At 44.4% G+C, this 15,397-nt stretch carries 19 protein-coding genes; 10 read left to right on the plus strand and 9 right to left on the minus strand.

Translation table 11 applies throughout. The features are described 5' to 3' along the window. The 3 genes from F6K57_RS28130 to F6K57_RS28140 form a co-directional block, all read right to left on the minus strand. Nucleotides 1-831, minus strand: an 831-nt coding sequence (locus F6K57_RS28130; protein WP_293071678.1) for a DHH family phosphoesterase, incomplete at its 3' end; no start/stop codon positions are given. 176 nt (nt 832-1,007) lie between these two features. Continuing rightward, complete coding sequence (locus F6K57_RS28135) at nt 1,008-1,616, minus strand: hypothetical protein (protein ID WP_293071679.1); 609 nt, start codon at nt 1,614-1,616, stop codon at nt 1,008-1,010. A 217-nt stretch (nt 1,617-1,833) separates the two neighbouring features. Then, nucleotides 1,834-2,010 (minus strand): hypothetical protein, encoded by a 177-nt coding sequence (locus F6K57_RS28140; protein WP_293071680.1) that lies wholly within the window; start codon nt 2,008-2,010, stop codon nt 1,834-1,836. A 127-nt stretch (nt 2,011-2,137) separates the two neighbouring features. Here F6K57_RS28140 and F6K57_RS28145 point away from each other — a divergent pair, with 127 nt between their 5' ends. The 4 genes from F6K57_RS28145 to F6K57_RS28160 all read left to right on the plus strand — a co-directional run bounded on the left by F6K57_RS28145 (nt 2,138) and on the right by F6K57_RS28160 (nt 5,050). Next, nucleotides 2,138-2,659 carry a DUF29 family protein gene (locus F6K57_RS28145; RefSeq protein WP_293071681.1) on the plus strand — a complete coding sequence of 174 codons (522 nt, stop codon included), beginning with the start codon at nt 2,138-2,140 and terminating at the stop codon, nt 2,657-2,659. Between the two features lie 28 nt (nt 2,660-2,687). Further along, a complete protein-coding gene (locus F6K57_RS28150; RefSeq protein WP_293071682.1) occupies nt 2,688-3,437 on the plus strand; it encodes a Uma2 family endonuclease in 750 nt (249 codons plus the stop codon). Nucleotides 3,438-3,571: 134 nt separating this feature from the next. Beyond that, nucleotides 3,572-4,342, plus strand: coding sequence for a Uma2 family endonuclease (locus F6K57_RS28155; RefSeq protein ID WP_293071683.1), 771 nt, complete (start codon nt 3,572-3,574; stop codon nt 4,340-4,342). A gap of 51 nt (nt 4,343-4,393) precedes the next feature. Then, nucleotides 4,394-5,050 (plus strand): Uma2 family endonuclease, encoded by a 657-nt coding sequence (locus tag F6K57_RS28160; RefSeq protein WP_293021244.1) that lies wholly within the window; start codon nt 4,394-4,396, stop codon nt 5,048-5,050. A gap of 333 nt (nt 5,051-5,383) precedes the next feature. On the opposite strand, the gene F6K57_RS28165 is transcribed toward F6K57_RS28160, so the two are convergent. Beyond that, complete coding sequence (locus tag F6K57_RS28165) at nt 5,384-5,548, minus strand: hypothetical protein (protein WP_083305265.1); 165 nt, start codon at nt 5,546-5,548, stop codon at nt 5,384-5,386. A gap of 117 nt (nt 5,549-5,665) precedes the next feature. Between F6K57_RS28165 and F6K57_RS28170 the strand changes: the two genes are divergently transcribed. After that, nucleotides 5,666-6,658 (plus strand): hypothetical protein, encoded by a 993-nt coding sequence (locus F6K57_RS28170; protein WP_293021243.1) that lies wholly within the window; start codon nt 5,666-5,668, stop codon nt 6,656-6,658. A 443-nt stretch (nt 6,659-7,101) separates the two neighbouring features. Next, nucleotides 7,102-7,317 carry a hypothetical protein gene (locus F6K57_RS28175; protein ID WP_293021242.1) on the plus strand — a complete coding sequence of 72 codons (216 nt, stop codon included), beginning with the start codon at nt 7,102-7,104 and terminating at the stop codon, nt 7,315-7,317. Nucleotides 7,318-7,337: 20 nt separating this feature from the next. Here F6K57_RS28175 and F6K57_RS28180 read toward each other — a convergent pair whose 3' ends face one another. Continuing rightward, a complete protein-coding gene (locus F6K57_RS28180) occupies nt 7,338-7,463 on the minus strand; it encodes a hypothetical protein (RefSeq protein WP_293071684.1) in 126 nt (41 codons plus the stop codon). 37 nt (nt 7,464-7,500) lie between these two features. On the opposite strand from F6K57_RS28180, the gene F6K57_RS28185 reads away from it, so the two are divergent. Continuing rightward, on the plus strand, nt 7,501-8,346 hold the full coding sequence (locus tag F6K57_RS28185; protein ID WP_293071685.1) for a lysophospholipid acyltransferase family protein: 846 nt from the start codon (nt 7,501-7,503) through the stop codon (nt 8,344-8,346). 167 nt (nt 8,347-8,513) lie between these two features. On the opposite strand, the gene F6K57_RS28190 is transcribed toward F6K57_RS28185, so the two are convergent. The 3 genes from F6K57_RS28190 to F6K57_RS28200 form a co-directional block, all read right to left on the minus strand. Further along, nucleotides 8,514-9,041 carry a hypothetical protein gene (locus F6K57_RS28190; protein ID WP_293043557.1) on the minus strand — a complete coding sequence of 176 codons (528 nt, stop codon included), beginning with the start codon at nt 9,039-9,041 and terminating at the stop codon, nt 8,514-8,516. Nucleotides 9,042-9,734: 693 nt separating this feature from the next. Beyond that, nucleotides 9,735-10,745: an RNA polymerase sigma factor, RpoD/SigA family gene (locus tag F6K57_RS28195; protein ID WP_293021237.1), complete on the minus strand. Its 1,011-nt coding sequence runs from the start codon at nt 10,743-10,745 to the stop codon at nt 9,735-9,737. A gap of 204 nt (nt 10,746-10,949) precedes the next feature. Then, a complete protein-coding gene (locus F6K57_RS28200; RefSeq protein WP_293071686.1) occupies nt 10,950-11,087 on the minus strand; it encodes a hypothetical protein in 138 nt (45 codons plus the stop codon). Between the two features lie 632 nt (nt 11,088-11,719). On the opposite strand from F6K57_RS28200, the gene F6K57_RS28205 reads away from it, so the two are divergent. Beyond that, nucleotides 11,720-11,944, plus strand: coding sequence for a ferredoxin family protein (locus F6K57_RS28205; RefSeq protein ID WP_083305266.1), 225 nt, complete (start codon nt 11,720-11,722; stop codon nt 11,942-11,944). 126 nt (nt 11,945-12,070) lie between these two features. Here the strand turns inward: F6K57_RS28205 and cobO are convergent, their stop codons facing one another. Continuing rightward, complete coding sequence (gene cobO / locus F6K57_RS28210; RefSeq protein ID WP_293071687.1) at nt 12,071-12,772, minus strand: cob(I)yrinic acid a,c-diamide adenosyltransferase; 702 nt, start codon at nt 12,770-12,772, stop codon at nt 12,071-12,073. Nucleotides 12,773-12,867: 95 nt separating this feature from the next. On the opposite strand from cobO, the gene F6K57_RS28215 reads away from it, so the two are divergent. Further along, complete coding sequence (locus F6K57_RS28215; RefSeq protein WP_293071688.1) at nt 12,868-13,977, plus strand: DMT family transporter; 1,110 nt, start codon at nt 12,868-12,870, stop codon at nt 13,975-13,977. 193 nt (nt 13,978-14,170) lie between these two features. Next, nucleotides 14,171-15,397: ABC transporter ATP-binding protein (locus F6K57_RS28220; protein WP_364304375.1), on the plus strand; the 1,227-nt coding region annotated here is incomplete at its 3' end.

The following is a 15,397-nucleotide window of genomic DNA, read 5'->3' on the forward strand; positions in this document are numbered from 1 at the left end:
ACCAGGACGAGAGCGAGTTTTCAGTTGCTGCTTCAGTTGTTCAATTCCCCGTTGTGCCAGGTAACGACAATCTCCAGATAATTCCACTAAATCCGCAATTAGACCAATTGCCACCAAATCCAGCAACCCCTCTAACCGTTGTTGGGGAATATTAGGTAAACGCTGATACATCGCTTCCACTAACTTATACGCTACCGCCACTCCAGACAAATGAAATAAAGGATGACTTTCAGCAAAATAGCGGGAATTGATGATAGAAACCACTGGCGGACGGTCATCTGGTAGAGTATGGTGGTCAGTGATAATCACATCCATTCCCAACTGGTGAGCATAATCAATTTCCTTCAGATTCGTGCTGCCAGTATCGCAGGTAACGATAAGTTTCACCCCAGAAGCGTGCAGTTGGTCAATTCCTGGACAATTCAAACCATGGGATTCCGTCAGGCGATTGGGAATGTAGTAACTTAGCTGTTGGTGCTCCCAGAAAAACTGTCCCAGTCCTTCCCAGAGGACACTAGTAGCCGTGATGCCATCGGCATCAAAGTCCCCCCATATGGCAACCTTTTCCCCAGCCTCACGGGCTTGCCGTAGGCGTTTTACTGCCCATTTCATTTCCTGTCCAAAATCAAAAGGGCTGGTAGGTTGATACAAATCTGGGTTGAGGAAACCAGCCAGTTGTTTCTCCTCTCGTATTCCCCGTTGCCACAGCAGTTGAGCAGCATAATGTCCCGAAGAGCCATTAGTATAGGATTTGACAGCTTCGATGAACCACTGAGGAAAGTCAGGTGGGGGTAGGACTTGCCATTGGGATTGAGAAATGGATTCGGACATGGATTGGGACATGAACCTGATTTGCGATCGCTTATAGTTAGTCGAGTTAGTACAAAAATACTAACTTAATCAGACCGACCCATAACCAACTTTATCCATAACTATTGTCTTGATGCAGTGGCTACTTTCTTGCCTCTTGCCTCTTGCCTCTTGCCTCTTGCCTTTTGCCTCTTGCCTCATAGATACTGCTGAAACGGATGTGCCAATATGCCCAGTATCAGATCAATTTCCTTAATATAATAGTCATCCAAATCAATAAACACCAATTGATTCACCAACTTGAGAAACTTCCAATTCGTCCCAGTAGTCACAGCTCCATAGATAGCATCAATATCCTGATCCTGTTGTTGATTAAATCTCTGAGCTGCTACCATTTCCGCAATGCACTGTCCTAATCCCCCCTTAATATTTTCATTTTTTGCCTCCACTAGAGTGACAACTGGTGTCCGAATTTCATAGATTTCCTTAGAAGCAGTAAGGATATAATCACAGTATCCATTTAATCCAGTTCCTCTATCAACATTAAACTCAGTTCCAGAAAAAAAACCGATTTGGAAATCAAGCAGACGGCGCACTTCCAGTAAAACCGGAGCAATAACTAACTCAGAACGAGCTTTTTCGGTATTGATAGCATTCGCGAGCGGCAGATTTTCCTTAAGGGTTGTTTTCAAGTGATCACTCGGCTCGATCGGGGCAATTTCCTTAAATACAGTATCCCCCTCATCAAGAAGGAGGTTAAACGCCGTTTGGACTTTGTAGATACTTGTAAAGTCGCTATATGCCATGATCTTTATTTCTCATGTCTCCTATAGCAATCCTAATATCAAGTCTGGTTGAATACCCATAATTAAGGAGAGGGTGGGGAGACTCACAGGGGTAGGTTTTTTACATTTGGGTAAAACATGGGACTTAACCTCAGCACAGGAAAAGGAAAACAACGAAGAAGCGATGCATCGCTAAGTGACAAAACTGATGGTTCGATAAATTTGCCGAAAATCCCGACTATTCGTCGAAAATTCTCCCCATCTCCCCATTCCCCTCCTGGGAGGGGTTAGGGGTGGGTCCCCATCTCCCCACACCTCCCACAAATCCCACACCTCCCACACTTCCCACACCTCCCACACTTCCCACACTTTCCCTATCTTCCCGATAGTGCCATCGGTTACATCCGTTACCCATTTTTTGCCCTGAAAGCTATTTTCCTAGCACCGTGCTATTGACTTTATTTAGTTAATATGCGTTCCAGATGACTTGTGCAGTTTCTTCGATAGGCTAAAGAGAACCATAAATCTGTGAGGACTGGGGTATGAGTCAGGAATTAATCGATCTCAGAATAAGTATCCTAGAGGGACGCTACGCAGATGCCTTAGCAATTGTAGATGAGTTGGAACAGATGAGTAAACGCGCAACTGTGCATCAGATTGAATCCTATTTAAACAAGGCATTGATTAACTTGATTAAAAACCAAGTAGAGGAGCGTTTGACAAATTCTTGGGCAGCTTCAATTCGTGATTTCATTCGGGAAATCCAAAAACTGAATCTCAAAGATAACCAAAAATCTTATACTATCAATGCTGATCAATGGCAGTCATTGATTGACAATGAACTGGAGGCAGCAATTTCCACGGCGAGTGTGGAGGTTCTCAATGGTGCCTATACTCCAGCTCAACTTTCAAAACTATTAGATAGAGCTCAGCTCAGGCAAACAACTCAAGATTTGCTGGCCTTGACATACCTCTATTCAAAAAAGGATTTACCTTTATTTATTAATCAGTATTTAACTCAATTACCAGGAGGTTCCTATTGGAACCAAGATACACAACCATAAATCGAGTTATTCACAATCGACAATACCTATGACTTCTCTTCCTTATCCATCACAGCCACTAATTTCACCTCGGCAAACCTTGCCGACAATGTATGACTTACCCAGCGAAAATCCCAAAGAACCTGGTTTGCCTGACGAATTTCATTTTTTTCAACCCCTACTATTATTGTTAACCTTTGCCCCTGCCAACTCCAACCCAGAGTTAGTCTTTAGTGCTTGTGACCTCAATCTTTACTATGATCTCAACCATCCCGGTTGGTATAAGCGACCGGATTGGTTTGGTGTAGTAGGTGTGCCTCGGCTTTATGAAAGCAAAGACCTACGTTTAAGTTATGTCATCTGGCAAGAACAAGTCAGTCCATTTGTAGTGGTGGAGTTATTGTCTCCTGGCACCGAAGATGAAGATCATGGTCAAACCGTGAGCGCACCGGGAAAACCTCCGACTAAGTGGCAGGTTTATGAGCAGATTCTGCGAGTACCTTACTATGTAATTTTTAGTCGCTACACCAACGAGTTACAAGGGTTTCATCTAGTTGGTGATCACTACAAACCCGCAGTGCTAAATCAGGACAGGTTACTGATGCCGGAGTTGGGATTAAGTTTAGGGTTGTGGCATGGCAGTTTTCGCGATATCCCCCGATTATGGTTACGCTGGATGACCCTTGAGGGGAATTTGATTCCTCTAGCAAGCGAGGAGTTGGCACAAGCTCAGCAACGAGCAGAACGTTTGGCGGCGCGACTGCGTGAGTTAGGTATTAATCCAGACCAATTGGATTAAGTTGTTGTCTTAATGCAGTCGCGAATGGTTTCGGTTCTGTGTGAGGAACACCGCGATGTCTCCTTTCTCCTTTCTCCAAAGGAGACACTGCGCGAACACCAGACACATCGAGTTATTCACAATCGACAATACCTATGACTTCTCTTCCTTATCCATCACAGCCACTAATTTCACCTCGGCAAACCTTGCCGACAATGTATGACTTACCCAGCGAAAATCCCAAAGAACCTGGTTTGCCTGACGAATTTCATTTTTTTCAACCCCTACTATTATTGTTAACCTTTGCCCCTGCCAACTCCAACCCAGAGTTAGTCTTTAGTGCTTGTGACCTCAATCTTTACTATGATCTCAACCATCCCGGTTGGTATAAGCGACCGGATTGGTTTGGTGTAGTAGGTGTGCCTCGGCTTTATGAAAGCAAAGACCTACGTTTAAGTTATGTCATCTGGCAAGAACAAGTCAGTCCATTTGTAGTGGTGGAGTTATTGTCTCCTGGCACCGAAGATGAAGATCATGGTCAAACCGTGAGCGCACCGGGAAAACCTCCGACTAAGTGGCAGGTTTATGAGCAGATTCTGCGAGTACCTTACTATGTAATTTTTAGTCGCTACACCAACGAGTTACAAGGGTTTCATCTAGTTGGTGATCACTACAAACCCGCAGTGCTAAATCAGGACAGGTTACTGATGCCGGAGTTGGGATTAAGTTTAGGGTTGTGGCATGGCAGTTTTCGCGATATCCCCCGATTATGGTTACGCTGGATGACCCTTGAGGGGAATTTGATTCCTCTAGCAAGCGAGGAGTTGGCACAAGCTCAGCTCGAAGCTATAGAAGCTAAGCAACGAGCAGAACGTTTGGCGGCGCGACTGCGTGAGTTAGGTATTAATCCAGACCAATTGGATTAAGTCGCTGTTAAGGATTTGTGCGTTCGCGTTTTCACCACAATCACTGCATCAATGGCCAGTACTTTTAGTTCAGATGAGGATTCACCTGTTAAAACTACCCAGAGAATTGTCTTACAAAACGTCAGTTGGCAGACGTACAAGGCGCTATTGGCAGACTTAGGAGATCATCGAGCCTCGCGTCTTGCCTATGCTCAAGGAATGCTAGAAATCACGATGCCCTCAGATCGCCATGAGACATACAAGCAGCTGCTAGAACGGATGGTGAATACCTTAACCGAAGAACTGAATCTTCGGGTCAAAGGGTTTGCTTCTACAACCCTGAATCGGGAGGATTTAGAGCATGGTGCAGAACCTGACTCTTGCTACTACATCGGCAATGTTGACTATATTCAAGGCAGGACAGTAGATTTAGCCAATGATCCTCCACCAGACTTGGTGATTGAAGTCGATATTACCAGTTCATCCAGTCGGAGATTTGGGATTTACAAGCAGATAGGAGTACCTGAAGTTTGGCGTTATATAGGACAAACTGTAGAAATTTACCGGCTGCAAAATGGAGACTATGTTCGTTGTCAGGACAATTTCACCTTTGAGATTCTCTCTGTAGAAATTATCAATCAGTTTTTGCAGCAGGCAGAAACCCAGGATGACACTACCATGATTTTAGCTTGGCGTAAATGGGTGAGAGAAAATCTACCAGAGGATTAACGTTGCGGCTAAAGTATTTGGTTTTAAGGCGTTGCTGATTACTCTATTCAGCAATGCCTTAATGAGGATTATTAAGGTGTTGCAACCTAAACTTATCATCGAATTTATACAGACTGAGATTTCTAGCTTCGATTAGAGACTTGCGTTTACAAAAAATACCAATTCAAGTAGGGTGGGCAAAGTAATATAATCTAGAATACTCACAAAAAAAACTGTTTTTGGCCACCCTACAAGCTGAGATTTCTAGCTTCGATTACTTGAGCCATACTAGTTATTAAAATAAAGCGCGATTAGCGCGCTCTGGCTCATGGGGTAATCAACCGTTGGTGGAGATCAAGACTCTTTGTCCCATTCAACACCTTCTTTCTTGGCCTCGGTAACAGCACGTTCTAGAAGGTAAGCAGCAAGGTTCGATAGAGGGCGTCCATCGTAATCAGCCCATCGCTGTAAATCGTCTGCAATCCGGTCGGGTAAGGTTACTTGTATACGTTTGCTCATAATCTCTATTCTAAGTTCACCTGTTATTTGATGTAAAATTTTACCTTATTTGTACTTAAAACGTATCTTTTATATACATAATAGTATAATATTGATGTAATTACCAGCAAGTTTCCTATGGTAGAAACAGTTAGAGAAAAAAGCGATCAGCCTCCTAGCTATCAGCAAGCCTTAGATGAATTCGGCATCACACAACTGTTGTCCCATTTGAAAAGCTACGGGGATGCTGACTTCAATGCAGAGTCAATGGATATAGAAGAACCAGAACTAAAAACTCTAGCTACCGTCCTTATCCAGCACCTAACTCAGAATCTGACCGGAAAACTGATAGCCAGTTATTTAAATACGATCCGCCAGGGAGACTCAGATATACTGTTTGACCCCATTAAAACAGAAATCGCGCCCCCATCAATAGACCCCCCAGGTACTTGGAACCCTACAGCAACACCCCGTTATCAAACAGGATCACCGATTAGGTGGCGACCTCTAAACGGTCAAATGGACTGGGGTGTTGTGATCGGATTCTTCTACGCCTACGCCAGGCATCAAAGCCAATGGGCAATTTGCTACCTGATCTGGCTTGACAAAGACTCTCCTAGTGCAGCTTGGATCGTTGCTGACACAGCTTGGGAAGAAGACATTGAACCTCGGCATCCTAAGGGTAGGGTAACAACCAACTATAAAGATTCCTATTCTTGGACTTGCACTGAGGCTCTTGGCCCTAGAAATTATTTGAAATCCCCCAATGTGCTACGAACTCCTTCTGGGAGATACCGTTTCGATGATCAATATAGAACCCCTCCCCGGACTCTAACTCAACGAGAGCAAGATCTAATTGAACTCTACAGCAACTGTCAACTTGGTATGACTCCTAGACAATTCTATCATAAATGGGATGTGAATTACGAACAAATCGCTAGTATTTGCTCTCGCTCAACTGCCACCGTTCAGCGCTGGTTTTCCAGCGGTCACAACTATCGCCGTCCCCAGCCCATTGATTTGCGCCATCTTGCCCTGATGGATTTTCTCTTGGAGCATTTTGAGGAGATTCCCCAGGTAGTTAGGAATTTGCTATGTGCTTATGATCAACAGCAAATCGGGGATGGGTAATGGTTATATCAAGTCTGGTTGAATACCCATAATTAAGGGGAGATGGGGAGATGGGGAGATGGGGAGATGGGGAGATGGGGGGATTTTTATTAAGGGTAATTATCCTGACATGATATTAATGGCTAACAGATAACGGAAGCTTTTTTATTTAAATCGGCAATTTGGCAACACAGTGTTCTCTCGTAGCTGCTTTTATAGATAGGGTCGGAGGGTTGGACATCCCTACAAGCAGATCAACTGCAAGTAGACTTTTAAGGTGATCTAACCGTGCTCAGATCACCGTAGAAAATAGAGGCGCTAAAAGCACTGTCTTGAAGTGTTCAACTGCTTAAGGTTCTAACGGCTATAACTGTAGTTTTATAACTGTAGGTTTAGTCAAAGAGATTTAATCTATTTATCGATTTTATCAAAATAATCAATCAAACATGATGGAGCAGGGTGCTATGACCTACCGTGATCGACTAAGCCCATGGTGTATTATCAAGCCACTTCCTAAAATGCAGCGAATTATTGTCGCTCGCTTTCGTCGCCGAACTGACGCTGAGGCTCATCTACAAGTTCTGCGCAGACTGATGCCTGAGATGGAATATATACTTATTTTTGACCGAGACCCGGAGCAAGAGGAAATTAATACAGTAAGCGCTAGAGTAACAATATAACAAACAATACAGGTAAGCATTCAGCTATCAGCTATCAGCGTGTCGCGTATCAGCCATTCGCGTAGCGTGGTCTTTGGCCAAGGCTGACGGCTGACGGCTGAATGCTTACCAATACAGTCGCATCCCTGGTAAGACCTTTTAGTCATCAACTTAACCTCTAGCTCAGGTTTTTTTGGAATAGGATTGAACTGTAGTTCACTCAATAGTATAGCCTTGACGCATCGGTTTGGTTGGTCTTTAGAAGAGCGAGATCCAGAAGTAATTGAATCCTATCTGCCCCAGTGGGAATGGTTTTATCGCTACTACTTTCGGGTGAAAACTGATGGCTGGCAGCACATTCCTGAGAGTAAGGTGCTGTTGGTTGGTTCCCACAATGGTGGATTAGCTTCCCCTGATATGGTGATGATGATGTATGACTGGTTTCGCCGCTTTGGCACCCAGCGTCCAGTTTATGGTCTGATGCATTCCAATGCCTGGCAAATTTATCCAGCCCTGGCGCAGCTAGCGGCAAAGATCGGGGCAATCATGGCTCATCCCCAAATGGCGATCGCTGCTTTTCGTAAGGGAGCTAGTGTCTTAGTCTATCCAGGGGGTGCCCAAGATGTATTCCGTCCCCATAGCCAGCGTCATCAAATTCAATTAGCTGGACGTAAGGGCTTTATTAAACTGGCACTACGAGAAAAGGTTCCGATTGTACCGATTATATCCAATGGTGCCCATGATACCTTGATTGTCTTAGGTGACTGCTATCAACAGGCACGACAACTACACGAGTTGGGGATACCCTGGTTATTTGGTCTTGACCCACAAGTTTTCCCAATTTATCTCGGTTTGCCTTGGGGATTGGCGATTGGTCCTCTACCCAATATACCCTTGCCCATACCCATCACAACTCGTGTTTGCCCTCCGATTGTTTTTGAGCGCTATGGTCGTGTTGCTGCTCGCGATCAAGATTATGTTGATGCTTGTTACGAGCAAGTTTCTACTCAAATGCAATCGGAGCTAAATCGTTTGGTTGCTGGGTTATGAGTAACTGTTCCAATTTTATGGTTTAATTAGCATAGCATTTAAATTTTAGAGATTGAATTTTTGATTTAATGCTCCCTACAGCAAGCCTTATACCTAATCCAACGTTGTTAATGGTCAAGTCAAACTTGAATTACCTAGCAACTAGTATTAGTCCTAGGGAGCATTAATCACTCGGTGACTCTTCCTTGGTAGTTATCCCGGCAAACCCTCAAAATTTCCTGGTCACTATCACTAATAGAACTAATGGGTTGATATCCTTCTAGTCCAACTTTGTAAGGATAAGTAATAGCGCTATAGCGATGGTCAAGACTTAGCCGTTCACCAACTACAGCAATAGGTGAGTGCTGTTGACGGGAAATGGTATGGGACAAAGCGGTTTGGTTGTAGGGATCAATAACCGTCAAATCCATTTGTTTTGAATCTAGGGTGCCGTAAAAACAGCTATATTCTGAGTGAGGCATATATACCGCACCAAGTACGTTGCCCTGATTCGCTTCAAATACTAGATATTCTTTACCAATCTGTCCTGGTTGTGAGGATTCACCATACAGGTAAATGCCATCATCAGGCATTGATGCATTTCGACTCGTTGCTTGAGTGTAGGCTCTAGCTGTAGTATCAATGGCTTGATCTGGCGGTTGAGGTGCTGGTGTTGCTATAGTTGATGAGGTAGTTACCAATCCTATCGTTAGCAATAGCGTTGTTAGGGGTAGTTTTCTAAGATTTAGCAGTTGACGTGCTGACAAGAACGATCCAGTTAATTGGTTAAGCATCATACTTACCCCCTTTGAAAAAAAACTGTAAGACACCCTAAGCAAAAATTCTGAGAGTTTAGACCGTCAATTGATGAAGCCATAATCAATCAGAAAAAGTTAATTTTTCTTAAACCAGAGTTATGTTGACTCTTGAGGTTATAAACCTATTTAAGCCTAAACTATGCTTTGGTTTGTTCCTTTGTTGATCGGTTTATCAACTGTCACACTTGGCGCTGGTCATAGCCTGAAATTTTGCTGAAGCTTGACTATCAGCTTTCTCCCAGCTATTGGTTGACCCAAGCTTTAAGCAACTATGAGTGACCTTTTGCTGAAATAGGTGAGTCCAGACTCATCTTTTATTCAACCCTTGGAATAATTTTTCGTCCAGGTTGAGGTAGAAATTGCTTCTTAAATGGCTCCCCCAGGTTTTTTACCTCCTCACTCTCCGGTTTTGATGTGAAAATTTTGTGAAATTATAGGTGAACTTATACAGTGATGTGAATTTTGCTCTGACTATAGAAATACTCCAAAGGTAAGAACAGAGATTTCGGGGTTTTTTACATTTCTTTACAAAAAAAGAAGTGGTAACCGTTTCTGGCTACCACTCATGCTTGGAAGACAGTCAACCATTAGCTAGCTAGCGATGTACTCCCGGAAATTAGCATGGCGACGCCGTAGCTGTGCTAAAGCTTGATGTTCTAACTGGCGCACCCGTTCACGACTGAGGTTAAGTCGCTTACCAACTTTAGCCAGAGACAGCTCTTTGCCATCCTCTAACCCAAAGCGTAGCGCTAGCACTTCCCGCTGTTGAGGGGTGAGTTCTGCTAACAGCAGATTTAGGTCTTGCCGCAAGGACTCCTGAGTGGTGTAGTTAACCGGTGTTAGACCATCATCTTCTAGCAGCTCAGACAGCTCTGTGTCTTGGTTATCTCCCACCCGAACGTCGAGAGAGATGGGTTGACGAGCAATGCTCAAATATTCCCGAATCTGAGCTGGTTCTAGATCCAACTCCTTAGCAATCTCGGTGGGAGTAGCATTGCGACCTAGGGTCTGGGATAGTTCCCGTTGTACTTTCTTAATTTTATTGAGCTTTTCAGTAATGTGGATAGGCAGCCGAATTGCACGAGCTTGCTGAGCGATCGCACGGGTGATCGCTTGCCGAATCCACCAATAGGCGTAGGTGGAAAACTTGTAGCCCCTGGTTGGGTCAAATTTCTCAACCCCTCGCTCTAAGCCCAAGGTACCTTCCTGGATCAAGTCCAAGAATTCCATGTTGCGCTTCTGATACTTCTTAGCGATCGCTACTACTAGGCGCAGATTCGCTTCAATCATCTTGCGCTTGGCTCGAGTACCTTGGTCTATGGCTTTTTTCAGTTCTGCTTCGCTCTTATTAATGTACGAAGCCCACTCTTCAGTTGTCGGTTCGCGCTCTAGCTCCTGTTCCAAGGTGGCTTTTTCCCCTAAGAGTGCCATCATTTGCTGCACTTGCTTACCATAAACAATTTCTTGCTCATGGGTCAGCAGAGGTACGCGACCGATCTCATGAAGATAGGTACGAACCATATCTGCTGAGAAGCTAGGCTTGGTCGGCTTGGTCGGCTTAGTCGGCTTAGTAGTTTTGGTTTTGGTCTTAGAAGTGGGCATGGGTGAGTGGTAACTCCAAAAACAAGCAGTATAGTAGATTCTGTTGCGGATGTTTACTCCATCAAGTAACTACAATCTCTTTCCGTTGAGATCATTGCGCCATGGATTGCATTACATTTATTACAAGAGGTATTAACCACCTACCTCCTTCGTTAGAAAGAGATTTAACGGTAACATTGACGCTGTATACTAAGTCAAGTTTTTCTAGGTTTTTTCTGGGGGTTTCCCCAGCTTAGGTAATCCTACAAGTTTACCAGGCACGCTTAGCTCATACTCTTGGGGCGTTGGTGTTGGACCCGCAACCAAATCGAAGATGTGGGCTTGAGGGCTTCGATGTTTCATCTGCTGCTGCCCCCCTGTAGCTATAATATAAGTATCTATACTTGATATATACTTATATATAACGTCTTTACAGATTGGTCTTACACAGCCTCCAGAGGTTTGGCTCCGCAGAGCACTTACTCCTGTAGTAGTTTGCTACTACCCTGGCAGCAACCCTACTTCCGTCGGTGGTTTAAGGTGTTTAGGTTAATCCCCTTTAGTAATGGTTAGACACTTTGGAATTAAGTCGAAGTCATTATGATTTCAATATAGCTCCATTGTATTACATATTTAGACCCCGGTAAAGGTGAAAAGGTTCAACAATTGTTTGCTTTGACGAAAAAATAGCAATATCATAGGGACAGAGTCAGTAGATTACATTGGTTGGACTTGGGATTTTAGTGGGGCTTCCGAGATTAAGCCTCACACACACCCTCCATTAAAATAATCACCCAATAATCAGGAAATAGATAGATATTCTGAAGTGAGATAACCGAACTCATTGGGGTCGTGATGTCTAGACACGCGCCATGAACGGCTACTGCTAATTGAATAATGGCAAGTAATTGGTTGGAGTTGGCTAGGGCGAACTTAGCTAACTATAGAATTAAGGAAGATCCACATCCGACCAACTAGCACTTAGAGAAAACACTGTGCCACACACGATTGTTACCGATACTTGCCAAGGAATTGCTGATTGCGTTGAATGTTGCCCAGTGGCGTGCATTCATCCAGGACCAGGGAAAAATGCCCTGGGGAGTGACTGGTACTGGATTGACTTTTCTAGCTGCATTGACTGTGGCATTTGCGTGGAAGTCTGTCCAGTTGAGGGCGCTATTATACCAGAAGAGCGACCGGATTTGCAGAAAACACCATAATTTTTCGGGATCACGCACGCTATTGGTGTACAAACTATTCCTATGCCTAAAAGCATAAAACTTGGGGATTGTAGACCGTTGAGAAATAGTTCAAAAATTTCTCCCCTACTCCCCTCGATAACAGCATTAAAACTCAATACCAGGTTGTGCTTTAATCCCCTGCTCTTTTAAAGGATGCTTCACTAATGTCATCTCTGTGACTAGGTCAGCTATTTCAATTAGGGCGGCTGGTGCTCCCCTACCGGTTAAGATGACATGGGAATCAGTGGGTTTTTGGTCTAGTCCAGCCAAAACTTGCTCAATGGTTAGATAGTTGAGTTTCAAGGCTATGTTAATCTCATCCAATAGCACTAGCTTAATGTCAGGGTTACGGATAAACCCTAAGGCGGCATCCCAGGCGGATTGAGCTTTTTCGATGTCTCGCTCTCGATCTTGAGTCTCCCAGGTAAAGCCTTCGCCCATGGCATGGAACTCTAATTGAGGGGGATTGTTATCAGTGGCTACTGTCCAGTGCTCTAAGGCAGCTTTTTCTGCGGGTTCCCAAGCACCCTTGATAAATTGTACAATCACAACTCGGTAGCCATGACCAAGGGATCGCAAGACCATGCCTAAGCCAGCTGTGGTCTTCCCTTTGCCGTTGCCGGTATGAACCACAATCAGACCTTTTTGTTTGGAGGCTTTAGCTAGGCGTTGTTCCTGTATTTCCTTGCGTCGCTGCATTTTTTGCTGATATTGCGATCGCGTTAGGCCAGTGCCAGAGGAATCAGCGGTGTTTACCGATTCTAGACCTTGGTTGGAATCACTGGCAGACTTGATTGTGGTATTCATGGGTTTATGATCAATTCATTTTCAGGGACTCTCTAGCATACAGCATCCCTTGACTGTAATGCTTCTAAAGTATCCCTGCCAACACCAAGAAACTTATGGTATCCCCAAAACAGAGGAGTGCTGCTGATCAAGCTATCCCACAACAGCTGACGCGATCGCAAAAAATGTCAAAGAAAATCCCAAAGAAAATCTCCATTGGGGTGCTTTTGGCCTTACTCTCTTGCCTAATGTTGTCGTTTCAGAATATAATTATATATGTAATCTTTAATCAATCTTGGCTCTTTGGTCTACAGAATGTTGAAGTGGGAGGCTTGATGGCTCCTGGTTTAGGCAACTCCCTGCTGATTCTGTGGCTAAAGATGTTGGTGGTAGTACCGCTGATGGCATTTGTGGCTAGGTTACTCTACCCATCGGTGTGGCGAGATATTAGGCGTTGTGCTCACTCGGGGGACTTGCCTTTATTTAGCCAGATGGTGGCGAGTAGCTTCTTTTTATTTTTATCCCAAGTGCTAATATACCTATCATTAGGTATTATTCAACCAGGGGTAGCAATCACCATTTTTTTTATATATCCTATTGTGACGGTAATCTTGACAGGATTGCTGTTTGGGAATCGCACACATCTATTTCCCTCCGATCTATATCGCCCACATCTAGTTCGTGGTCTAGTCATGGTTGGTGTTGTGGGCGGAGCGTTGCTGATTGCCCTGCCTAGTCTTGCAGCTAAGCAGCCCTCTTCTGAATTGGGAGTTATAGCTGCTGCTGGTGCGGGTTTGAGCTTCGCTGTTTACATTATTCTGACCCAAGTCAGTGCTAGAAAGCTCAACCCGATTCCTTATAGCTTTATTAATTTTACATTAATTTTGGTATTTTCTAGCCTGAGCTTATCATTTCCCCTAGATCAATCCTGGCGCTTTTTTGTTGAACCCAGCCACAGACTTGCTTTATACTTCAGCTGTCTGGGGTTGGGGGTAATCACCTTAGTGAGCTATCTGGTGCAAAACTTTGCCATCAGGCTCATTGGTGGGCGTCCAGCTTCGATTATCGGGTCAACAGCACCAGTGTTAACTACCGTCTTAGCCGTGGCGATTATTCAACAAGGTTTAGGGTTACAGGAAATTATCGGATTGTTTCTGGTAACGTTAGGGGTGGTAACCCTAAGTATGGAAAAATTACGGCATCAGAGTTGGAAACGATCACAGTAAAGAAAAAATTAAGCGTAATTGGATATTGACCAACGTGGCACAGGTTATTCTGGAAAACGTTTTTAAAAGTGTTCCCGCCCGCAAAGGGGATACTGTTGTTGCACCAGTAACAACGGAACCTAAGGTGACAAACAACGAAGAGTCACCAAGCCTTGAAGCAGAAAAGTCTGGACAGACACCTAAAACCGTTAATATCTTGCGGCGCATAAATCTGGAAGTCAACGATGGCGAGTTTATGGTGCTGGTTGGTCCTTCAGGCTGTGGCAAAAGTACTCTATTGCGGATCATTGCTGGACTAGAGGAATTGACTGCGGGCAAAATCTGGGTGGGGAACAGACAAGTCAATGACTTACCACCCAAAGAACGAGACATCGCTATGGTGTTTCAAAATTATGCCCTATATCCCCATCTGAGTGTCTATGAAAACATTGCCTTTGGACTCAGACGAACTGGCTATGGGCAAGTGAACATGGCAGAAGACTCTAATGGGAACTCTAATAGTGTGCATTGGGGCAAGAATCTGCCACCCCAAATCAAGCAAGGGCTTGTGGCTACAGGCATGTTGAATGGGGAAGTTCGCTCGAATCTGGAAAATGTGTTAACCACAATGACGCGATCGCTTCCTCGGGAACTGCGATACCTGTCCGAACGAGAGAAAAAGATTGATCAGCAGGTTCGCAAAGTAGCTAAGTTGCTACAAGTAGAACACTTGCTGAATCGATTGCCAAAGCAGCTGTCTGGGGGACAAAAACAACGGATTGCTCTGGGACGGGCAATTTCCCGTAATCCCCAGGTCTTTTTAATGGATGAACCCCTTTCTAATTTGGATGCTAAACTCCGGGCAGAGACTCGCAGCCAAATTGTGAAACTACAGCGGCAGTTAGGTACAACTACGATCTACGTCACCCACGACCAAACGGAAGCGATGACTATGGGGGATCGGATCGCGGTGATGAAAGACGGTCGCATCCAACAGATTGCTCCTCCTCTAGAAATATATAATCAACCGGCTAACCGGTTTGTGGCGGAATTCATTGGTTCACCACCGATGAATTTTATCCCGGTTCAGGTGAAAGCCCCTCGGGTAGTATGCAATTCTCAGTTCCGCCTGACGCTTCCAGAGGTCTGGGAACCCATACTGCACCAGTATGATGGTCAATCCTTAACCTTAGGAGTTCGTCCGGAACATATGAGTATCAGTGCTCCTGCTCCCAAAAACTTGATGGTTACGGTTGAGATAGTGGAAGCCCTAGGTAACGATACTTATCTATCCGTGAGTATCCCCGAAGACTCTACCGTTCTTCAGGTCAGAGTACCACCAGATAAAATTGTCAGAATAGGTGAGGAAATTTGGCTGTCTATAGACCCAGAGAAGATTCATTTATTTAACCCCCATGATGGGATGGCAATTCCTAAGTCT

This window comes from Moorena sp. SIO4A5 (assembly GCF_010672005.1).
Taxonomy (GTDB): Bacteria; Cyanobacteriota; Cyanobacteriia; order Cyanobacteriales; family Coleofasciculaceae; genus Moorena.

Bases quoted from the DNA above. Each gene is read 5' to 3' on its own strand.
- F6K57_RS28175 (WP_293021242.1), top strand. From the start codon at position 7,102: ATGACCTACCGTGATCGACTAAGCCCATGGTGTATTATCAAGCCACTT.
- F6K57_RS28180 (WP_293071684.1), bottom strand. From the start codon at position 7,463: ATGACTAAAAGGTCTTACCAGGGATGCGACTGTATTGGTAAGCATTCA.
- F6K57_RS28170 (WP_293021243.1), top strand. From the start codon at position 5,666: ATGGTAGAAACAGTTAGAGAAAAAAGCGATCAGCCTCCTAGCTATCAG.
- F6K57_RS28155 (WP_293071683.1), top strand. From the start codon at position 3,572: ATGACTTCTCTTCCTTATCCATCACAGCCACTAATTTCACCTCGGCAA.
- cobO (WP_293071687.1), bottom strand. From the start codon at position 12,772: ATGAATACCACAATCAAGTCTGCCAGTGATTCCAACCAAGGTCTAGAA.
- F6K57_RS28150 (WP_293071682.1), top strand. From the start codon at position 2,688: ATGACTTCTCTTCCTTATCCATCACAGCCACTAATTTCACCTCGGCAA.
- F6K57_RS28140 (WP_293071680.1), bottom strand. From the start codon at position 2,010: ATGGGTAACGGATGTAACCGATGGCACTATCGGGAAGATAGGGAAAGT.
- F6K57_RS28160 (WP_293021244.1), top strand. From the start codon at position 4,394: ATGGCCAGTACTTTTAGTTCAGATGAGGATTCACCTGTTAAAACTACC.
- F6K57_RS28195 (WP_293021237.1), bottom strand. From the start codon at position 10,745: ATGCCCACTTCTAAGACCAAAACCAAAACTACTAAGCCGACTAAGCCG.
- F6K57_RS28200 (WP_293071686.1), bottom strand. From the start codon at position 11,087: ATGAAACATCGAAGCCCTCAAGCCCACATCTTCGATTTGGTTGCGGGT.
- F6K57_RS28165 (WP_083305265.1), bottom strand. From the start codon at position 5,548: ATGAGCAAACGTATACAAGTAACCTTACCCGACCGGATTGCAGACGAT.
- F6K57_RS28145 (WP_293071681.1), top strand. From the start codon at position 2,138: ATGAGTCAGGAATTAATCGATCTCAGAATAAGTATCCTAGAGGGACGC.
- F6K57_RS28215 (WP_293071688.1), top strand. From the start codon at position 12,868: ATGGTATCCCCAAAACAGAGGAGTGCTGCTGATCAAGCTATCCCACAA.
- F6K57_RS28135 (WP_293071679.1), bottom strand. From the start codon at position 1,616: ATGGCATATAGCGACTTTACAAGTATCTACAAAGTCCAAACGGCGTTT.